At 72.4% G+C, this 15,669-nt stretch carries 16 protein-coding genes; 9 read left to right on the forward strand and 7 right to left on the reverse strand.

What is annotated here, in order from left to right; translation table 11 throughout:
- Positions 1 to 4: 4 nt before the first annotated feature.
- Positions 5 to 1,687 (reverse strand): SulP family inorganic anion transporter, encoded by a 1,683-nt coding sequence (locus JIG36_RS12135; RefSeq protein WP_203376204.1) that lies wholly within the window; start codon positions 1,685 to 1,687, stop codon positions 5 to 7.
- 147 nt (positions 1,688 to 1,834) lie between these two features.
- Here JIG36_RS12135 and JIG36_RS12140 point away from each other — a divergent pair, with 147 nt between their 5' ends.
- Both JIG36_RS12140 and JIG36_RS12145 read left to right on the forward strand, forming a co-directional pair.
- On the forward strand, positions 1,835 to 2,119 hold the full coding sequence (locus tag JIG36_RS12140; protein ID WP_203376205.1) for a hypothetical protein: 285 nt from the start codon (positions 1,835 to 1,837) through the stop codon (positions 2,117 to 2,119).
- Positions 2,086 to 2,538 (forward strand): hypothetical protein, encoded by a 453-nt coding sequence (locus JIG36_RS12145; protein ID WP_203376206.1) that lies wholly within the window; start codon positions 2,086 to 2,088, stop codon positions 2,536 to 2,538. Before JIG36_RS12140 ends, JIG36_RS12145 begins: the two co-directional genes overlap by 34 nt.
- 7 nt (positions 2,539 to 2,545) lie before the next feature.
- Here JIG36_RS12145 and JIG36_RS12150 read toward each other — a convergent pair whose 3' ends face one another.
- Positions 2,546 to 2,839 (reverse strand): hypothetical protein, encoded by a 294-nt coding sequence (locus JIG36_RS12150; RefSeq protein WP_203376207.1) that lies wholly within the window; start codon positions 2,837 to 2,839, stop codon positions 2,546 to 2,548.
- Between the two features lie 178 nt (positions 2,840 to 3,017).
- On the opposite strand from JIG36_RS12150, the gene JIG36_RS12155 reads away from it, so the two are divergent.
- The 7 genes from JIG36_RS12155 (at position 3,018) to JIG36_RS12185 (ending at position 12,282) form a co-directional block, all read left to right on the forward strand.
- Positions 3,018 to 4,655 carry an NAD(P)-binding protein gene (locus JIG36_RS12155; protein ID WP_203376208.1) on the forward strand — a complete coding sequence of 546 codons (1,638 nt, stop codon included), beginning with the start codon at positions 3,018 to 3,020 and terminating at the stop codon, positions 4,653 to 4,655.
- The gene (nifJ, locus tag JIG36_RS12160) at positions 4,652 to 8,206 is read left to right on the forward strand and encodes a pyruvate:ferredoxin (flavodoxin) oxidoreductase (protein ID WP_203376209.1); all 3,555 of its coding nucleotides are present in this window, start codon (positions 4,652 to 4,654) and stop codon (positions 8,204 to 8,206) included. The genes JIG36_RS12155 and nifJ overlap by 4 nt, the downstream gene beginning before the upstream one ends.
- A gap of 96 nt (positions 8,207 to 8,302) precedes the next feature.
- A complete protein-coding gene (locus JIG36_RS12165; protein ID WP_203376210.1) occupies positions 8,303 to 8,887 on the forward strand; it encodes a DoxX family membrane protein in 585 nt (194 codons plus the stop codon).
- A 69-nt stretch (positions 8,888 to 8,956) separates the two neighbouring features.
- The gene (locus JIG36_RS12170) at positions 8,957 to 10,081 is read left to right on the forward strand and encodes a Rossmann-fold NAD(P)-binding domain-containing protein (protein ID WP_203376211.1); all 1,125 of its coding nucleotides are present in this window, start codon (positions 8,957 to 8,959) and stop codon (positions 10,079 to 10,081) included.
- A complete protein-coding gene (locus JIG36_RS12175; RefSeq protein ID WP_203376212.1) occupies positions 10,078 to 10,362 on the forward strand; it encodes an NAD(P) transhydrogenase subunit alpha part 2 in 285 nt (94 codons plus the stop codon). The genes JIG36_RS12170 and JIG36_RS12175 overlap by 4 nt, the downstream gene beginning before the upstream one ends.
- Positions 10,359 to 11,750, forward strand: a complete 1,392-nt coding sequence (locus tag JIG36_RS12180) for an NAD(P)(+) transhydrogenase (Re/Si-specific) subunit beta (RefSeq protein ID WP_203376213.1) — start codon at positions 10,359 to 10,361, stop codon at positions 11,748 to 11,750. The genes JIG36_RS12175 and JIG36_RS12180 overlap by 4 nt, the downstream gene beginning before the upstream one ends.
- Before the next feature lie 19 nt (positions 11,751 to 11,769).
- Positions 11,770 to 12,282: a flavodoxin domain-containing protein gene (locus JIG36_RS12185; protein ID WP_203376214.1), complete on the forward strand. Its 513-nt coding sequence runs from the start codon at positions 11,770 to 11,772 to the stop codon at positions 12,280 to 12,282.
- Here the strand turns inward: JIG36_RS12185 and JIG36_RS12190 are convergent.
- The 5 genes from JIG36_RS12190 to JIG36_RS12210 form a co-directional block, all read right to left on the reverse strand.
- The gene (locus JIG36_RS12190; protein WP_203376215.1) at positions 12,253 to 12,687 is read right to left on the reverse strand and encodes a hypothetical protein; all 435 of its coding nucleotides are present in this window, start codon (positions 12,685 to 12,687) and stop codon (positions 12,253 to 12,255) included. The two genes, JIG36_RS12185 and JIG36_RS12190, sit on opposite strands and share 30 nt — an antisense overlap.
- Positions 12,688 to 12,770: 83 nt before the next feature.
- The gene (locus JIG36_RS12195) at positions 12,771 to 13,247 is read right to left on the reverse strand and encodes a Crp/Fnr family transcriptional regulator (RefSeq protein ID WP_203376216.1); all 477 of its coding nucleotides are present in this window, start codon (positions 13,245 to 13,247) and stop codon (positions 12,771 to 12,773) included.
- 9 nt (positions 13,248 to 13,256) lie between these two features.
- A complete protein-coding gene (locus tag JIG36_RS12200) occupies positions 13,257 to 13,946 on the reverse strand; it encodes a CBS domain-containing protein (protein ID WP_203376217.1) in 690 nt (229 codons plus the stop codon).
- Positions 13,947 to 13,975: 29 nt separating this feature from the next.
- Positions 13,976 to 14,620, reverse strand: a complete 645-nt coding sequence (locus tag JIG36_RS12205; RefSeq protein ID WP_203376218.1) for an SRPBCC family protein — start codon at positions 14,618 to 14,620, stop codon at positions 13,976 to 13,978.
- Positions 14,617 to 15,657: a zinc-dependent alcohol dehydrogenase family protein gene (locus JIG36_RS12210; RefSeq protein ID WP_203376219.1), complete on the reverse strand. Its 1,041-nt coding sequence runs from the start codon at positions 15,655 to 15,657 to the stop codon at positions 14,617 to 14,619. Before JIG36_RS12210 ends, JIG36_RS12205 begins: the two co-directional genes overlap by 4 nt.
- Positions 15,658 to 15,669 lie beyond the last annotated feature (12 nt).

Genomic DNA, 15,669 nt, shown 5'->3' on the forward strand with positions numbered 1-15,669 from the left:
GGCGTCACCGGGCCGGGGCCTCGCCCCGGCCGTCCAGCCACTTCTCGTAGGCGGCCACGGCGGTGGGCAACGTCGGGAAGATGCGGTCGGCGCCGATCCGGTCGACCAGGCCGAACGCCTCCAGGTCGACCAGCAGGTCCTGCTTGACCCGGGCCAGCGCCGGCACGACGCCACGCCGTACGAGGTCCTGACGCAGCTTCTCCACGGCGTCCAGGGCGGTGATGTCGACCTCGACGTTGGCCTCGGTGTTGAGCACGAACCAGCGCACCGGCGCGGGCTGCGACTCCAGCGCGGCCAGAGCACGACGGTGGAAGTCGTCCGCGTTGGCGAAGAACAGCGGCGAGTCGTAGCGGTAGACGACCAGGCCGGGGACGGTGTGCGCCTGGGGATAGTCGTCGACGTCGTGCATGCCGGCCAGCCCGGGGACCAGCCCCTCGACCGCGTCGTGGGGCCGGGCCACCCGGGTCAGCATCTCGGCCACCGACAGGCCGACCGCGAGCAGGACGCCGTAGAGGATGTCCAGCACCAGCACCCCGCCCATCGCGGCCAGGGCCAGCGTCAGCTCGCTGCGACGGAAACGGGCGAGGCGCCGGAAGCCCGCCACGTCGATCAGCCGGACGGCGGCGTACACGACGAGCGCGCCGAGCGCCGCCGCCGGGAACAGCGCCAGCACTGGTCCGAGGAACACCAGGGTCGCGGCCACGGTGACCAGCGTGATCAGCGAGGACAGCTGGGTGCGCCCGCCGGCGGCGTCGGCCAGGGCGGTCCGGCTGCCGCTGCTGCTGACCGGCAGCCCGCGCAGCAGCCCGGCGCCGAGGTTGGCCACACCGAGCGCGACCAGTTCCTGGTTGGGGTCGATCCGCTCACCGGTGCGGCCGGCGAACGACCGGGCGGTCAGGATGGTGTCGGTGTATCCCACCAGCAGGACGCCGAGGGCCGGCCAGACCAGGCCGGGCAGCAGCTCCGGGTCCGGCAGGACGGGAGCTGGGAAACCGGAGGGGATCTCCCCGGCGACTTGGATGCCGTGCTCCTGCAGGCCGGCGAACGCCGTCACGGCGGTGGCCGCGAGCACGGCCAGCAACGGCCCGGGCGCCTGTGGCACCCAACGTCGCAGGACGAACAGGAAAACGAGCACGGCCGCGGCCAGGACGGTCGTGGGCAGGTCGGCCGACGCGAGCCCGGCGCCGAAGGAGAACAGCTGGGCGGCGAACGTCTCCCCGTGCACGCCGACCCCGGTGAGTTTGCCGAGCTGGCTCACCATCATGATCAGGGCGACCCCGGCCAGGTAGCCGACCAGAACGGGCCGTGACAGCAGGTCGGCCACGAAGCCGAGCCGCAGCAACCGGCTCAGCAGGCACAGCACCCCGACGACGAGAGCCAGGGCGGCGGCCAGCCCGGCGTAGCGGCGCGGATCACCGGCGGCCATCGGGCCGACCACCGCAGCCGTCATGATCGCGGTGGTCGACTCGGGCCCGGCCGACAGCAACCGCGACGTGCCGAGCAGGGCGTACGCCGCGAGCGCGGGCAGGCTCGCCCACAGACCGGTCACCGGCGGCAGGCCGGCCAGCGTGGCGTACGCCAGCACCTGAGGCACCAGGTAGGCCGCCACGGTCGCGCCGGCCAGGAGGTCACCACGCCACCACTGTCGCTGATAGTTGCGCAGGGGTGCGAGCCCGGGCAGCACCATCGCCCCAGACTCGCCCGCGCCCCGTCCGCCCGGACAGGGCCGAAGGTCCCAGGCCGGACGTTGCGCCCGCCGGGTCGGGACCTCCGGCCCCTGACCGCCGGCCCCTTGCGCGGCCACGCTGCGAGGAGAGGCGACAGAGGAGACGGCATGACCATCCTGGGCGGGCGCCGACCCGGTGCGCTGCGCGACTGGCTGATGTCGGACCCGGCGGGCACGGGTGACGGCGAGCCCGCGCCGACGGGCCGGCCCTGGTGGAAAGTGATGTGCCTGACCGGCGTGGACTACTTCTCCACGCTGGGCTACCAACCTGGCATAGCGGCCCTGGCCGCGGGCGCGCTGTCACCGCTGGCGACTGCGGTGCTCGTGGCGGTCACGCTGCTCGGCGCCCCGAACGCTTCGTGCGGGACTGCTCGCGCCGCACCCTGCGACTGATCGCGCACGAGCCGGTCACGGGTGACGAGCCGGAATATCACGGCGCGTTGACCAGGACGTCGGCCGACAACGACCTGCCCGGTGACGCCGACGTCACGTTCATCGAGGTCACGATCACCGATCCGTCCGACTTCGAGGGTGATCTGCTGGTGCACGGCCTGGTGCGGCATCACCGCTACCGGGTGCTGACGCTGCGGAGCCCGGCCGTGCCCAACGCGCTGGCAGCGTTGTTGCTGAACATCCGGGACCGGACCGGGCACCGTCCGCACATCTACTTCCGCTGGAGCGAGGGCAACCCGGCCCTCAACTACCTGCGCTACCTGTTGTCCGGCCAGGGCGAACTGGCCCCGGTGACACGGGAGATCCTGCGCCGCCACGAACCCGATCCGGGCGCCCGCCCGCATGTGCACGCGGGCTGACCCGCGGTCAGGCGTCCGCGGAACCCAGGTCGGGCGGGACCGACAGCGGGTTACGGTCGTCGTCGCGGACGGCGAGCCCCTCGACCAGCCGGCGGTACTGCGTCGCGGTTATCTCGCCGGAGATCAGCTCGGCCACGAGCACACCCTCCAGGGTTCCCGGCTCGCTGCCCGCCACGACGGGCCTGGTCTCGACCCGGACGGGTCTGCGCCGCCGCGCCTTGACGACCAGGTCGGGCCCGAACAGGCCGGCCAGTATGCAGATCACGCTGATGACCACCACGATCGCCATCGGAGCCAGCATCTTGAACACCTCCCAGGCTCATGCTCGACGGCGCCCTCATTGATCGACAGGGACCTTCGTCCTGTGCGCCGACGGCCTTGGGCCCGGGCCACGAGGACCACCGCCGGCGACCTTCGGCCCTGCCCGGTGGCCGCACCCCACCTGTTGCATGGAGGTCTACCCCGACGCGGGAGGAGCCATGAGCCGGTCCCCGGACGATCTGACCGCACCGCCCGACCTGCGCGCCGACGAGGCCCGGGGCGGGCCCGCACGCAGCCGGCGGCCGGTCTACCTCGATCTGACGCCGCCGTGCAACGCGGGCTGCCCCGCGGGCGAGAACATCCAGCAGTGGCTGGCCCTGACCCGCTCCGGTGAGCACGAGCGGGCCTGGCGTTGCCTGGTCACGGCCAATCCGCTGCCGGCCGTCCACGGCCGGGTCTGTTACCACCCGTGCGAAAACGTGTGCAACCGCGCCGACCTCGACAGCCCGGTCTCGATCCACGCGGTGGAACGCTTCCTGGGCGACCTCGCACTCGAGCGGGGCTGGCGCCTCGACCCGCCGGCGCCGGACACCGGCAAGCGCGTGCTGGTCGTCGGGGCCGGTCCCAGCGGTCTGTCGGCGGCCTACCACCTGGCCCGGCGCGGGCATCACGTCGTGATCCGGGACGCCGAGGCCGAGCCGGGCGGCATGATGCGCTACGGCATTCCCGCCTACCGGCTGCCGCGCGAGGTGCTGGCGGCCGAGATCGACCGGATCGCCGCGCTCGGCGTCGAGATCGAGACTTCCCGGCCCGTACGGGATCTGACCGCGGAGCGACGTGACGGCCGGTTCGACGCCGTCTTCGTCGCGGTGGGCGCCCATCTGTCCAAGCGGGTCGACATCCCCGCCCGCGAGGCCGGCCGGATCGTCGACGCGGTGGGTCTGCTGCATCGGGTCGCGGCCGGTGAACGGCCCGCCATCGGCCGTCGGGTGGCCGTCTACGGCGGCGGGAACACCGCCATGGACGCGGCCCGGGTCGCCAAGCGGCTGGGCGCCGAGGAGGCGCTGATCGTCTACCGCCGCACCCGGGCCCAGATGCCCGCGCATACCGAGGAGGCCGGCGAGGCCGAACGGGAGGGCGTCAAAATCAACTGGTTGCGCACCATCCAGGCATTCGACGGTCCGGAGCTGACCGTGGAGGTCATGGAGCTGGACGACGAGGGCCGGCCGGTGCCCACCGGGCGCACCGAGGTGCTGGCCGCCGACACCGTCGTGCTCGCCCTCGGCCAGCGCGCGGACACCGCCTTCCTGCAGGACGTCGACGGCATCGAGTTCGCCGCGGGCGGCACCGTCGTGGTCTCGCCCCAGCTGATGACCGGTTGCCCGGGGGTGTTCGCCGGCGGTGACATGGTGCCCGCCGAACGGACCGTCACGGTCGCCGTCGGCCACGGCCGGACCGCGGCCACCCACATCGACGCGTTCCTGCGCCGGCAGACCGCGGCCGGGTCTGTTCCGGCGCCGGTGGCCGGCTTCGCCGACCTGCATCCCTGGTACTTCGCCGACGCCGGCCGCCGGGTGCAGGCCGAACGCGATCCCCGCACCCGCGCCGGTGATTTCACCGAAGTCGTCGGCGGGCTCGACGCGGCGGCCGCCGGCTACGAGGCGGCCCGCTGCCTGTCCTGCGGCACCTGCTTCGAGTGCGACGGCTGCCTCGGCGCGTGCCCGGAGGACGCCGTGATCAAGCTCGGTCCGGGCCTGCGGTACCGGTTCGACTACGACCGGTGCACCGGCTGCGGCACCTGCTTCGAGCAGTGTCCCGTGCACGCCATCTCGCTGATCCCGGAGGTGACGCCGTGACCCGCGCGACGGTGGACGGCAACGAGGCCTGCGTGAGCGTGGCCTACCGGCTCAACGAGGTGTGCTGCATCTATCCGATCACGCCGTCCTCGGCGATGGCCGAACTGGCCGACGAGTGGTCCGCCGCCGGACGGCCCAACATCTGGGGCTCGGTGCCCACCGTGGCCGAGATGCAGAGCGAGGGCGGCGCCGCGGGGGCTCTGCACGGCGCCTTGCAGAGCGGCGCGCTGACCACCACGTTCACGGCCTCGCAGGGCCTGCTGCTGATGATCCCGAACATGTACAAGATCGCCGGTGAGCTGACTCCGGCCGTGCTGCACGTGGCCGCCCGCTCGCTCGCCGCGCAGGGCCTGTCCATCTTCGGCGACCACTCCGACGTGATGGCCGCGCGGACCACGGGTTTCGCCATGCTCGCCGCCGCCTCGGTGCAGGAGGCCCACGACCTGGCCCTCGTGGCGCAGGCGGCCACGCTGCGGACCCGGGTGCCGTTCGTGCACTTCTTCGACGGCTTCCGGACCTCCCACGAGATCAACACCATCGAGACCCTGGACGACGACGACCTGCGGGCGCTGGTGCCGGGTGAACTGGTCCGCGAGCACCGGGCCCGCGCGCTCTCGCCGGAGCACCCGGTCGTCCGGGGCACGGCGCAGAACCCGGACGTCTACTTCCAGGGTCGCGAGACCGTGAACCCGTTCTACGCCCGCGTGCCCGAGGCGGTCCGCGCCGCCATGACCGAGCTGGGCGACCGCACCGGCCGCCGGTACGACATCGTGGACTACACCGGGGCGCCGGACGCCGAGCGCGTGGTCGTGCTGATGGGCTCGGGCGGGCAGACCGCCCGGGAGACCGTCGCGCATCTGACCGAGGCCGGAGAACGGGTCGGCGTCCTGCAGATCCGCCTGTTCCGGCCGTTCCCGGCGGCGGCGGTGGCCGCCGCCATCCCGGCCACGGCGACCCGGGTCGCCGTGCTCGACCGCACCAAGGAGCCCGGATCGCACGGCGAACCGCTCTTCCTGGACGTGCTGGCCGCGCTGGCCGAGAGTCGCGGCGGCACCGCGCCGCGGGTGATCGGGGGCCGCTACGGCCTGGGCTCCAAGGAGTTCACGCCCGGCATGGTCGCCGGCGTGTTCGCCGAGCTGGACCGCGAGACGCCCCGGGCCCGGTTCACGGTCGGGATCCACGATGATGTCGGCGGCACCAGCCTGGCCTACCAGCGTCTCGACATCGAGCCGCCGGGCACGGTCCGCGCGCTCTTCTACGGGCTCGGCTCGGACGGCACGGTCGGCGCGAACAAGAACACGATCAAGATCCTGGGGGCGGATCCCCGGGTGCACGCCCAGGGCTATTTTGTCATCGACTCCAAGAAGTCGGGCTCGATGACGGTGTCGCACCTGCGCTTCGGGCCCCGGCCCATCCGCGCGCCCTACCTGATCGCCGAGGCGGACTTTGTCGGCTGCCATCACCTGGGACTGCTGGACCGGGTCGACGTGCTCGACCGCGCCGCGCCGGGCGGGACGCTGCTGCTCAACTGCCCGCGCCCCGAGCGGGTCTGGGACGAGCTCTCCCGCGAGGTGCAGGAGCAGATCCTCCGGCGCGGGCTCACCGTCTGGGCGATCGACGCCGACCGCATCGCCACCGACAACGGGCTGCCCGGGCGGACCAACACCGTCCTGCAGACGTGCTTCTTCGCGATCTCCGAGGTGCTGCCCCGGGCGGCGGCCATCGACAGGATCAAAGAAGCGATCAACCGGACGTACGCCAAACGCGGGCCCGAGGTGGTGGCGCGCAACCACGCCGCGGTCGACGCCACCCTGGCCGCGCTGCGCCGGGTCGAGACACCCGGCCGGGTCACCTCCACCCGACACCGCCCGCCCCCGGTGCCCCCGGACGCGCCGCCGTTCGTACGGGAGGTCACCGGCGTCATGCTGGCCGGACAGGGCGACCGGCTGCCGGTCAGCGCCCTGCCCGTGGACGGCACCTATCCCGGCGGCACCACCGCCTACGAGAAGCGCAACATCGCCGACCTGGTGGCCGTGTGGGACCCGCAGACCTGCATCCAATGTGGAACCTGCTCGTTCGTCTGCCCGCACAGCGTCATCCGCTCCAAGCTGTACGACGTCAAGGAGCTGGCCGGGGCGCCCGACTGCTTCCCGTCCGCCCCGCTCAACGCCCGCGGTCTGCCCGACAGCGCCTTCACCCTCGAGGTCTACCTGGAGGACTGCACCGGCTGCGGGCTGTGCGTCGAGGCCTGCCCGATCGGCACCCCGCCCCACAAGGCGATCAACCTCGAGCCCCGCGAGCCACGGCTGGCCGTCGGCCGGGCCGACATCGCCTTCTTCGAGCGGCTGCCCGAGGCCGACCGCTCCCGGGTCGACTTCGGCACCGTCCGGGGCGCCCAGTTCCTGCAACCGCTGTTCGAGTTCTCGCTGGCCTGCGCGGGCTGCGGCGAGACGCCGTACCTGAAGCTGTTGTCCCAGCTGTTCGGCGACCGGCTGATGGTCGCCAACGCCACCGGCTGCTCCTCCATCTATGGCGGCAACCTGCCCACCACCCCGTGGACCCGCAACGCCCAGGGCCGCGGCCCGGCCTGGTCGAACTCGCTGTTCGAGGATGACGCCGAGTTCGGCCTGGGTTTCCGGCTCGCCGCCGACCTGCACCACCGGCTCGCCGCCGACCGCCTCGGCCGGCTGCGCCACCGGCTCGGCGCCGAACTCGTCGACGCCGTGCTGAGCGCGCCGCAGCGACGCGAATCCGACTTCGCCGCCCAGCGGGAGCGCCTCGACGAACTCCGCCGCCGGCTGGACGCGGTCGCGCCCGGCGATCCCGACGTCGCCGATCTGCGCAGCGTCCTGGAGCATCTGATCCGGCGCAGCGTGTGGATCGTCGGCGGAGACGGCTGGGCGTACGACATCGGCTCGGCCGGGCTCGATCACGTGCTGGCCGGCGGGCGGGACGTCAACGTCCTCGTGCTCGACACCGAGGTCTACTCGAACACGGGCGGCCAGATGTCCAAGGCCACCCCGCTGTCGGCGGTCGCCCGGTTCGCCGCGGCCGGCAAGACCACGCCCAAGAAGGACCTGGCCCTGCAGGCCATCGCCTACGGCAACGTGTACGTGGCCCGGGTGGCGATGGGCGCCGACCCGCAGCAGACCCTGCGCGCACTGCGCGAGGCCGAAGCCTACGACGGGCCGTCGCTGATCATCGCGTACGCGCACTGCATCGCGCACGGCATCGACATGCGCACCGGGCTCGACCAGCAGCACCGGGCGGTGCGCTGCGGCTACTGGCCGCTGATGCGCTACGACCCGGTGCTGCGCGCGGCCGGGCGCAACCCCTTCCTGCTCGATTCCCCGCGGCCGCGGACTCCCCTGTCCGACTACACGGAGCGGGAGCTGCGGTTCCGCCGGCTGCGCGACACCGACCCGGCCGAGGCGGACCGGCTGGCGGCGCTGGCGCAGGAGGCCGTCGACCAGCGCTGGCAGGTGTACGAGGAGATGGCCACCCGCGGGCCGGAACGCTTCCCGGCCGATGCCCGTCCGGGCCGGGGTTAGGGACTTTGGACCTGTGCGACTCAGGCGCTTGGGCTCAGGTGCTGAGCGCGCCGGTCCGGCAGGGTCGAAGGTACGAAATCCATTGAGGAGGACACCATGACCACCACCGGCCGGGGCCCGGCCGCCCACCTCGAAAAGGTCGAGGCACCCGGCTCCATGCTCACCCACACCGCTGCTCGTGCGCTGGCCTTCCTGCGCATCTCCACGGGGTTCGTGTTCCTGTGGGCCTTCTTCGACAAGACATTCGGCTGGGGCTTCGCGACCCCGTCGGCGCGCGCCTGGATCAACGGCGGATCGCCGACCAAGGGCTTCCTGTCCGGTGTGGACGTCGGCCCGTTCGACGGCTTCTTCCACAACATCGCCGGCGACGCCTGGGCGGACTGGCTGTTCATGCTGGGCCTGCTCGGCATCGGTCTCGCGCTCGTTCTCGGCATCGGGCTGCGCCTGGCCGCGGGCGCCGCGGTGCTCATGATGGCCCTGATGTGGGCGGCCGAGTGGCCGCTGGACAAGACGACCACCGGCGGCGAGCCGAGCATGTCGACCAACCCGATCACCGACTACCACTTCATCTACGGGGTCGCGGCGGTCGTGCTGGCCCTCACCTACGCCGGGCACACATGGGGCCTGGGCAAATGGTGGGCCGCCCTGCCAATCGTGCAGAAGAACCGCTGGCTCATCTGACACGGCGAACCGCACCGAGCCGCCCGGCCCGACCGGCCGGGCGGCTCCGCGACCGGACGGGAGACGACGATGACATCGGTCGGAGTGCTGCGCGAGACCGCGGACGACGAACGCCGGGTGGCGTTCACGCCGGACACCGCCCGGACCCTCGCCGGCCGCGACGCCCGCGTGCTGGTCGAGGCCGGGGCGGGCCAGGCGGCCTTCTTCGCCGACGACGCGTACACCGCCGCCTCGGTCGTCTCCCGCGAGCGGGTGTACGACGACAGCGAGGTGCTGCTCTGCCTGCGCCTCCCGCCGGATGCCGCCGCCCGGTGCCGGCCCGGTCAGGTGCTGGTCGGGCAGCTCGACCCGCTCGACGACCCCGGACCGGTGCACCAGCTCGCCGCCGCCGGTGTCACCGCGGTCAGTCTCGACCTGCTCCCCCGCACCCTCAGCCGCGCCCAGCCGATGGACGCGCTCACCTCGCAGGCCAACGTGGCCGGTTACAAGGCGGCGGTGCTGGCCGCCGAGACGTACCCGGGGTTCTTCCCGATGCTGACCACGGCCGCCGGCACCACCCGCCCCGCACAGGTGCTGGTCGTCGGGGCCGGGGTCGCCGGGCTCCAGGCCATCGCCACCGCGCGGCGCCTCGGCGCGCGGGTGACCGGATACGACGTGCGGGCGGCCGCGCAGGCGGACATCGCCTCGACCGGGGCCACCGTTCTCGACCTCGGCCAGGCGCAGAGCACCGACGACGGGTACGCCCGGACGCTGCTCCACGACGAGGCCGACCGGCAACGGGACGCGCTGACCGGCGTCGTCCCCCGGTTCGACGTGGTGATCACGACGGCGAGGGTTCCCGGCGGGCGGTCGCCGCTGCTCGTCACCGAGGCGGCCCTGTACGCCATGAGACCGGGATCGGTGGTGGTCGACCTCGGCGGCAACGTCGAAGGCGTGCCGGCGGCCACCCGTCGTCTCGTCGGTGACGTCACCGTGATCACGGCCCCGGAGCTCGCGGCGACCGTGCCGGCGGCGGCCTCGACCGCGTACGCGCGGAACGTGCTCGCCCTCCTCGGACTGCTGATGCCGGACGGCGTGCCGGATCCCGGTCGCGACGACGAAATCCTCCGGGCCGTCGTCGTCAGCGAGGGCGGACAGGTGATTCATCCGCGGGTGCTCGCCGCGCTCGCCGACCGGGCGGGAGCCCCCTCATGAGCCCGCTGCTGCTGGCCGATCTGACCGTCTTCACGCTCGGCCTGCTCGTCGGCTTCGAGGTGATCAGCAAGGTGCCGGCCACCCTGCACACGCCGCTGATGTCCGGCGCCAACGCGATCCACGGCGTCGTGCTGGTCGGGGTCATGCTGCTGGCCGCCTCGATCTCCACCCCGGCCGGTTATGCGCTGCTGGCCGTAGCCGCGTTCTTCGCCGCGATGAACGTGGCCGGCGGCTATGTGGTGACCGACCGCATGCTCGCCATGTTCCGGAGCCGGTCATGAGCGGCTTCGACACCGTCGTCCACCTGATCTACCTGCTCTGCGCGACCGCCTTCGTGATCGGGCTGCACCTGATGAACGCGCCCGCCACCGCCCGCCGCGGCAACCAGGTCTCCGCCGCCGGCATGGGCGTCGCGATCCTGACCACCCTCGCCGTACTGATCAAAGGCGGACAGGTCGACGCGTGGGCGGCCTGGGCCCTGGGCCTCGGTGCGGCCGGCGGCACCGCGGCCGGTCTGATCGCAGCGCGCGTCGTCCGGATGACCGCCATGCCCCAACTCGTCAGCCTGTTCAACGCCGTCGGCGGCGGCGCGGCCGCCCTGATCGCACTCGGCGACCGCCCGGCCTCCACCCAGGCCGAAGTCACCGGCGTACTCGACGTGCTGATCGGGGCGCTCACGTTCAGCGGCTCCCTGATCGCCTCGGGCAAACTCGCCGGCCGGGTGCCGGGCCGCCCGATCACGGTCCCGCTGGGCCGCGCCGCCGTGTCCGGACTCGCTGTGGTCGCCGCCGGCCTGGGGGTGCTGGTCATCGGCCTCGACGCGCCGGTCACCGCCCTCTACGGCGTCGCGGCCTGCGCCCTGGCGGCCGGGGTGCTGCTCACCCTGCCGATCGGCGGAGCCGACATGCCCGTCGTCATCTCCCTGCTCAACGCCTGCACCGGCACGGCAGTGGCGATGGCCGGCTTCGTCCTGGAGAGCACGCCATTGATCATCGCCGGCGCCCTGGTCGGAGCGGCCGGCGCGATCCTGACCAAGCTCATGGCCGACGCCATGAACCGGCCCATCAGCGCGATCATCGCGGGTGGCTACGGCACGGGCGACGCCGTCACGGTCGCGGTGGGGGCCGGGTCCGCAGCCGTACGCGAGATCACCGCCGACGACGCCGCGATCCAACTCGCGTACGCGGCAAAGGTCATGATCGTCCCCGGCTACGGACTCGCCGCCGCCCAAGCCCAGCACGAAGCAGTCGCCCTCGCCCAGGCCCTCACCTCCCACGGCGTCGAAGTGACCTACGCGATCCACCCGGTCGCCGGACGCATGCCAGGGCACATGAACGTGCTGCTGGCCGAGGCCAACGCCCCCTACGAGCAACTTCAAGACCTCGAAGAGAGCAACCCCGCATTCCCCCGTACGGACGTGGCCCTCGTCATCGGCGCCAACGACGTGACCAACCCCGCCGCCCGACGACCCGGCAACCCCGTCTCCGGCATGCCGATCCTCGACGTCGACAAGGCCAAAAGCGTCATCGTCATCAAGCGATCCCTCGGGCACGGATACGCCGGGATCGACAACGAGCTCTACACCGAACCCCGGACGGCGATGCTCTTCGCCGACGCCAAAGCCGGGCTCACCGCGCTGCTCACGGCGCTGCAGGCGTACGCACGGTGAACGGACCGAGAGGATGATCATGTCCACGCTCCCCACCCGCGTCCTCGTCGCCTATGCCACCAAGAACGGCTCGACGCGGGAGGTGGCCGACCTCATCGGCACGCTGGCCCACGACGCCGGTCGTCCGATCGAAGTCGTGCCCGCGCATGCCGTGGCCGGCCGCCTGCACGGCTACGGTCTGATCGTGCTGGGCGCACCCCTGTATTCGGGACGCTGGCATCGTGACGCGCGCCGTTTCCTCAAGCGGCACCGAACGGACCTGGGCACGGTTCCGGTCGCCGTCTTCGCCCTGGGCCCCCGCCGCGACGACGAGGAGGCCTGGCACCGCAGCTGGGAGCAACTGCATCGGGCCCTGGCCGCCGTGCCGTGGCTGACGCCGGTCGCGGTCGGCCTGTTCGGCGGGGCCGACCCCCGGCGGCGGGGCCGGTCGGAGCGCCGGGACCTGCGGGACTGGGCCGCGATCGGCGAGTGGACCCGCACTCTTCTGGACCGGTCGCCGGCCTCACCGCAGGCGGAGACGACCGGCCAGTGAGACGAGCTGCACGGGAAGGGCGATGACCGACCCGGCCATGGCCACCACCAGCAGCACGCGCACCACTACGTTCCACCACGAGCCGGCGCCGAGGTCGAACGGGAAGACCTGCCACATCCGGACCAGGACGACCAGGCCGATGCCGGTGGTGACGAGCCCGCCCGCCGGCACCACCCACGACGCCGGGCGGAGCAGGTAAAGCAGGTTCGCGACGACGCCGGCCAGCAGCGAGAGGTTGACCAGCGTCAGCACACGCTCGGTCTCGACGGTCAGGAACGGCACGGCCTGCCAACCGGGCCACCAGTTGACCAGCAGCAGCAGGGCGCCGTTGACAACGGCCGCGACGGCGTACCCGGTGCGCTGCGCGCCCGGAGTTTCGCGTTGCTGGACGGCGTTGAGGGACATGGTGACCTCCGAGGAGGACGGACGACGGTCGATGAGGCCAGCGTGCGCCGGGTCGCCGGACCGGGACAGAGACCTGTGTCCTGTCAGTGCGGGCCGGACGGGTAGGCGTACAGCTCGACCAGGCGGTGGCGGGCCGCCTGCAGCCGCCGGGCCACCACGTCCAGGAGCCGGCCACCGAACTCCAGGCCCAGATCGGGCGTCTCGACCATCAGCTCGCGCACCACACGCGCGTCCAGCTCGACGGCGCGCATGTCCTCGGCGATCATCGCGCCGAAACGCCAGCGGTGCGGGGGCCGCGACCACGACCAGCCGAGCACGTCGCCCGCGCCGACCCTCTCGACCACGATGTCGCCGCGGCCGGGAACGTGAAAGTCGATCGCGACCACTCCGCCGGTCAGCAGCCAGAAGCGGTCGGCGACGGCGTCCTCCCGGAACAGCCGCGTGCCGGCCGGGTGCAGAACCGGCCGGCCCGCCGTCGCCAACCGGTGCAGCCAGCCGCTGGGCAGGTCGGCGACGAAGCTGTGCAGGCTCAGCAGGTCGAAAACACTCAACGACGTCATGGCGGCGGCTCACGCCTCGCCGTAGAGCCGGGCCGGCACGAGGATCTGGCGATCGTCGTAATCGAAGTCCAGTTCGTCGACGACCCGGACCACGCCCGGCACCTGACGGGTCATGCGTTCGACCAGATCGGTGGTCGACCACCGGTCGGCGTGGCCGGCCACGGTCACCACACCCTTCTGCACGTCGATGCTCACGGCCTCGAGGCGGCCGGCGAGGAGGGCCTGGAACACTTCGGACCGGACGTCCGCACCGATCTCACTGTCCGGACGCAGGTGCACGCGCAGCAGATCGCCGCGGGTGACGATGCCGGCGAGCCGGTCGGCGTCGTCGACGACCGGAAGCCGCTTCACCTCCTCGGCGTCCATCATGCGGGCCACGGTCGCGATCGGCGTACCCAACATGACGACGACCGGCGGGCTGCTCATGAGACCGTCGGCCGTGTCGGCGAGCGCTCTGGCCCGCCCGCCGCGCCGGCGACGTCCCTCGAACAGCCGGGGGTCCTCGTCACCCCCGTACTCGATCTTGCGCAGCAGGTCGGTCTCGGACACCACACCGATGACGTGATGCCCTTCGTCGGTCACCGGAACGGCGCTGACGCGGTGGCCGGCCAGCAGGTCGACCAGCTCCCGGTAGGAGGCGGACGGCCCGGCGGTGACCACCTCGGTCGTCATCACGTCGTCCACGATCCAGGTCCTCATCCCAGTCCCTCCTCGCTCTGCCGACGACGTTAGGAACTCACGACCGCACGGGTCAGGGCCGAAAGACCCGCCACCTGAAGTTTTTCGGCCCGCTGCCGGATGCCGAGCAGCATCTTGCGTTCCATGACCAGACTCCCCTGCGCCATCAGCAGGTCGTAGAAGAAGCGGCGGTCCGGTGGGCTGATCCGGTTCCGGCTGATGAGGCGGGTCCCGCCGTCCCGGGCACGCAGCACGAAAGCCCAGACCCACACGCCGTCGGCCGACCGGAAGACCAGCGTCTGGTTCTCCTCGCAGATCTCCACCCGCATGGGCGGCTGGTCCGGGCTCAACGGCAGCGTGTCGCCGACGGCCAGCTTCTGGAACTCGGGCCGGATCTCGTCGGCGCTGTGCATGTCCAGGCCGAACAGGTTCTCGATCCAGTCGTACGTGTACGCCCCACCACGACCGCTGCCCATCTGCACGAGCCACGGCCACACGGCCCACGGTTCGGCGCCGATGGCGATCGCCCGGGTGGATTGCACGGCGGCGACCGGGAGCAGGTCGTCGCCGGGCAGTGCCGCGGATGCCTCCTCGGCCGACGCGCCCCAGGTCAGGCAGTACCGCCGGACCGGCGGCGAGGTGGCCACGGCCGCCGCCACTCCGACAGCGGCGGCGACCAGCGTCCAGGGCTTCATCGCGACACCACGACCTTGAGAGCGCCGGTGTGCGCGGCGTCGGCGAAGACGTCGTACGCGTGCATGAAGTCACCGAAGCCGAACCGGTGCGTGATCATCGGTCCGGCGTCGAGCTGACCGGCGACCAGCATGTCGAGCAGCCGCGGGGTGGAGAACGTGTCGACCAGCCCGGTCGTGATGGTCACGTTGCGGATCCACAGGTCCTCGAGGTGCAGGGTGGCCGGCTTGCCGTGCACCCCGATGTTGGCGACCCGGCCGCCGGGACGCACGAGCGTGGTGCACAGCTCGAAGGTGTCGGGGACGCCGACCGCCTCGATCACCACGTCCGCGCCGAGCCCGCCGGTGAGGGCCTGCACGGCCGCGAGGGGATCCTGGGTTCCGGCGGTCACCGTGGTGTCGGCGCCGAACAGCTTGGCCGCCTGCAGACGGGTCTCGGCCTTGTCGATCACGACGATGTGCGCCGGTGAGTAGAGCCGCGCGGTCAGGACCGCCGCGAGACCGATCGGGCCCGCGCCCACGATCGCGACGGTGTCACCCGGGCGGACCTGGCCGTTGAGCACCCCGACCTCGTACGAGGTGGGCAGGATGTCGGCCAGCAGCACGGCCGCCTCGTCGGTGACCTGGTCCGGCAGCTTGTACGTCGACAGATCCGCGTACGGGATCCGGGCGTACTCCGACTGCACGCCGTCGACGAGGTGGCCGAGGATCCAGCCCCCGCCGCCCAGGCACTGCCCGTACGCACCCTGCCGGCAGTAACGGCAGACACCGCACGCCGAGATGCAGGAGGCGAGCACCCGGTCGCCCTCGGCCAGGGCCGCCACGCCGCCGCCCGTCTCGACGACGGTGCCGACGGCCTCGTGCCCCAGCACCCGCCCGGCCGCGACCTCGGGCACGTCCCCGCCGAGGATGTGCAGATCCGTCCCGCAGATGGTCACCGCGTCCACGCGGATGATCGCGTCACGGGGATCGGCGATCACGGGGTCGGGGATCTCCGCCCACTCCCGCGCACCCGGGCCGCCGTACACAAGTCCCTTCATGGCTGTCCTCCT

Source organism: Paractinoplanes ovalisporus, assembly GCF_016834655.1.
GTDB lineage: Bacteria > Actinomycetota > Actinomycetes > Mycobacteriales > Micromonosporaceae > Actinoplanes > Actinoplanes ovalisporus.

Excerpts from the sequence above, each read along its gene's own strand:
- JIG36_RS12175 (WP_203376212.1), top strand. The coding sequence starts at position 10,078 with ATGAGCCCGCTGCTGCTGGCCGATCTGACCGTCTTCACGCTCGGCCTG.
- JIG36_RS12190 (WP_203376215.1), bottom strand. The coding sequence starts at position 12,687 with ATGTCCCTCAACGCCGTCCAGCAACGCGAAACTCCGGGCGCGCAGCGC.
- JIG36_RS12170 (WP_203376211.1), top strand. The coding sequence starts at position 8,957 with ATGACATCGGTCGGAGTGCTGCGCGAGACCGCGGACGACGAACGCCGG.
- JIG36_RS12210 (WP_203376219.1), bottom strand. The coding sequence starts at position 15,657 with ATGAAGGGACTTGTGTACGGCGGCCCGGGTGCGCGGGAGTGGGCGGAG.
- JIG36_RS12180 (WP_203376213.1), top strand. The coding sequence starts at position 10,359 with ATGAGCGGCTTCGACACCGTCGTCCACCTGATCTACCTGCTCTGCGCG.
- JIG36_RS12150 (WP_203376207.1), bottom strand. The coding sequence starts at position 2,839 with ATGCTGGCTCCGATGGCGATCGTGGTGGTCATCAGCGTGATCTGCATA.
- JIG36_RS12185 (WP_203376214.1), top strand. The coding sequence starts at position 11,770 with ATGTCCACGCTCCCCACCCGCGTCCTCGTCGCCTATGCCACCAAGAAC.
- JIG36_RS12140 (WP_203376205.1), top strand. The coding sequence starts at position 1,835 with ATGACCATCCTGGGCGGGCGCCGACCCGGTGCGCTGCGCGACTGGCTG.
- JIG36_RS12200 (WP_203376217.1), bottom strand. The coding sequence starts at position 13,946 with ATGAGGACCTGGATCGTGGACGACGTGATGACGACCGAGGTGGTCACC.
- JIG36_RS12195 (WP_203376216.1), bottom strand. The coding sequence starts at position 13,247 with ATGACGTCGTTGAGTGTTTTCGACCTGCTGAGCCTGCACAGCTTCGTC.
- JIG36_RS12205 (WP_203376218.1), bottom strand. The coding sequence starts at position 14,620 with ATGAAGCCCTGGACGCTGGTCGCCGCCGCTGTCGGAGTGGCGGCGGCC.
- JIG36_RS12155 (WP_203376208.1), top strand. The coding sequence starts at position 3,018 with ATGAGCCGGTCCCCGGACGATCTGACCGCACCGCCCGACCTGCGCGCC.
- JIG36_RS12135 (WP_203376204.1), bottom strand. The coding sequence starts at position 1,687 with ATGGTGCTGCCCGGGCTCGCACCCCTGCGCAACTATCAGCGACAGTGG.
- JIG36_RS12165 (WP_203376210.1), top strand. The coding sequence starts at position 8,303 with ATGACCACCACCGGCCGGGGCCCGGCCGCCCACCTCGAAAAGGTCGAG.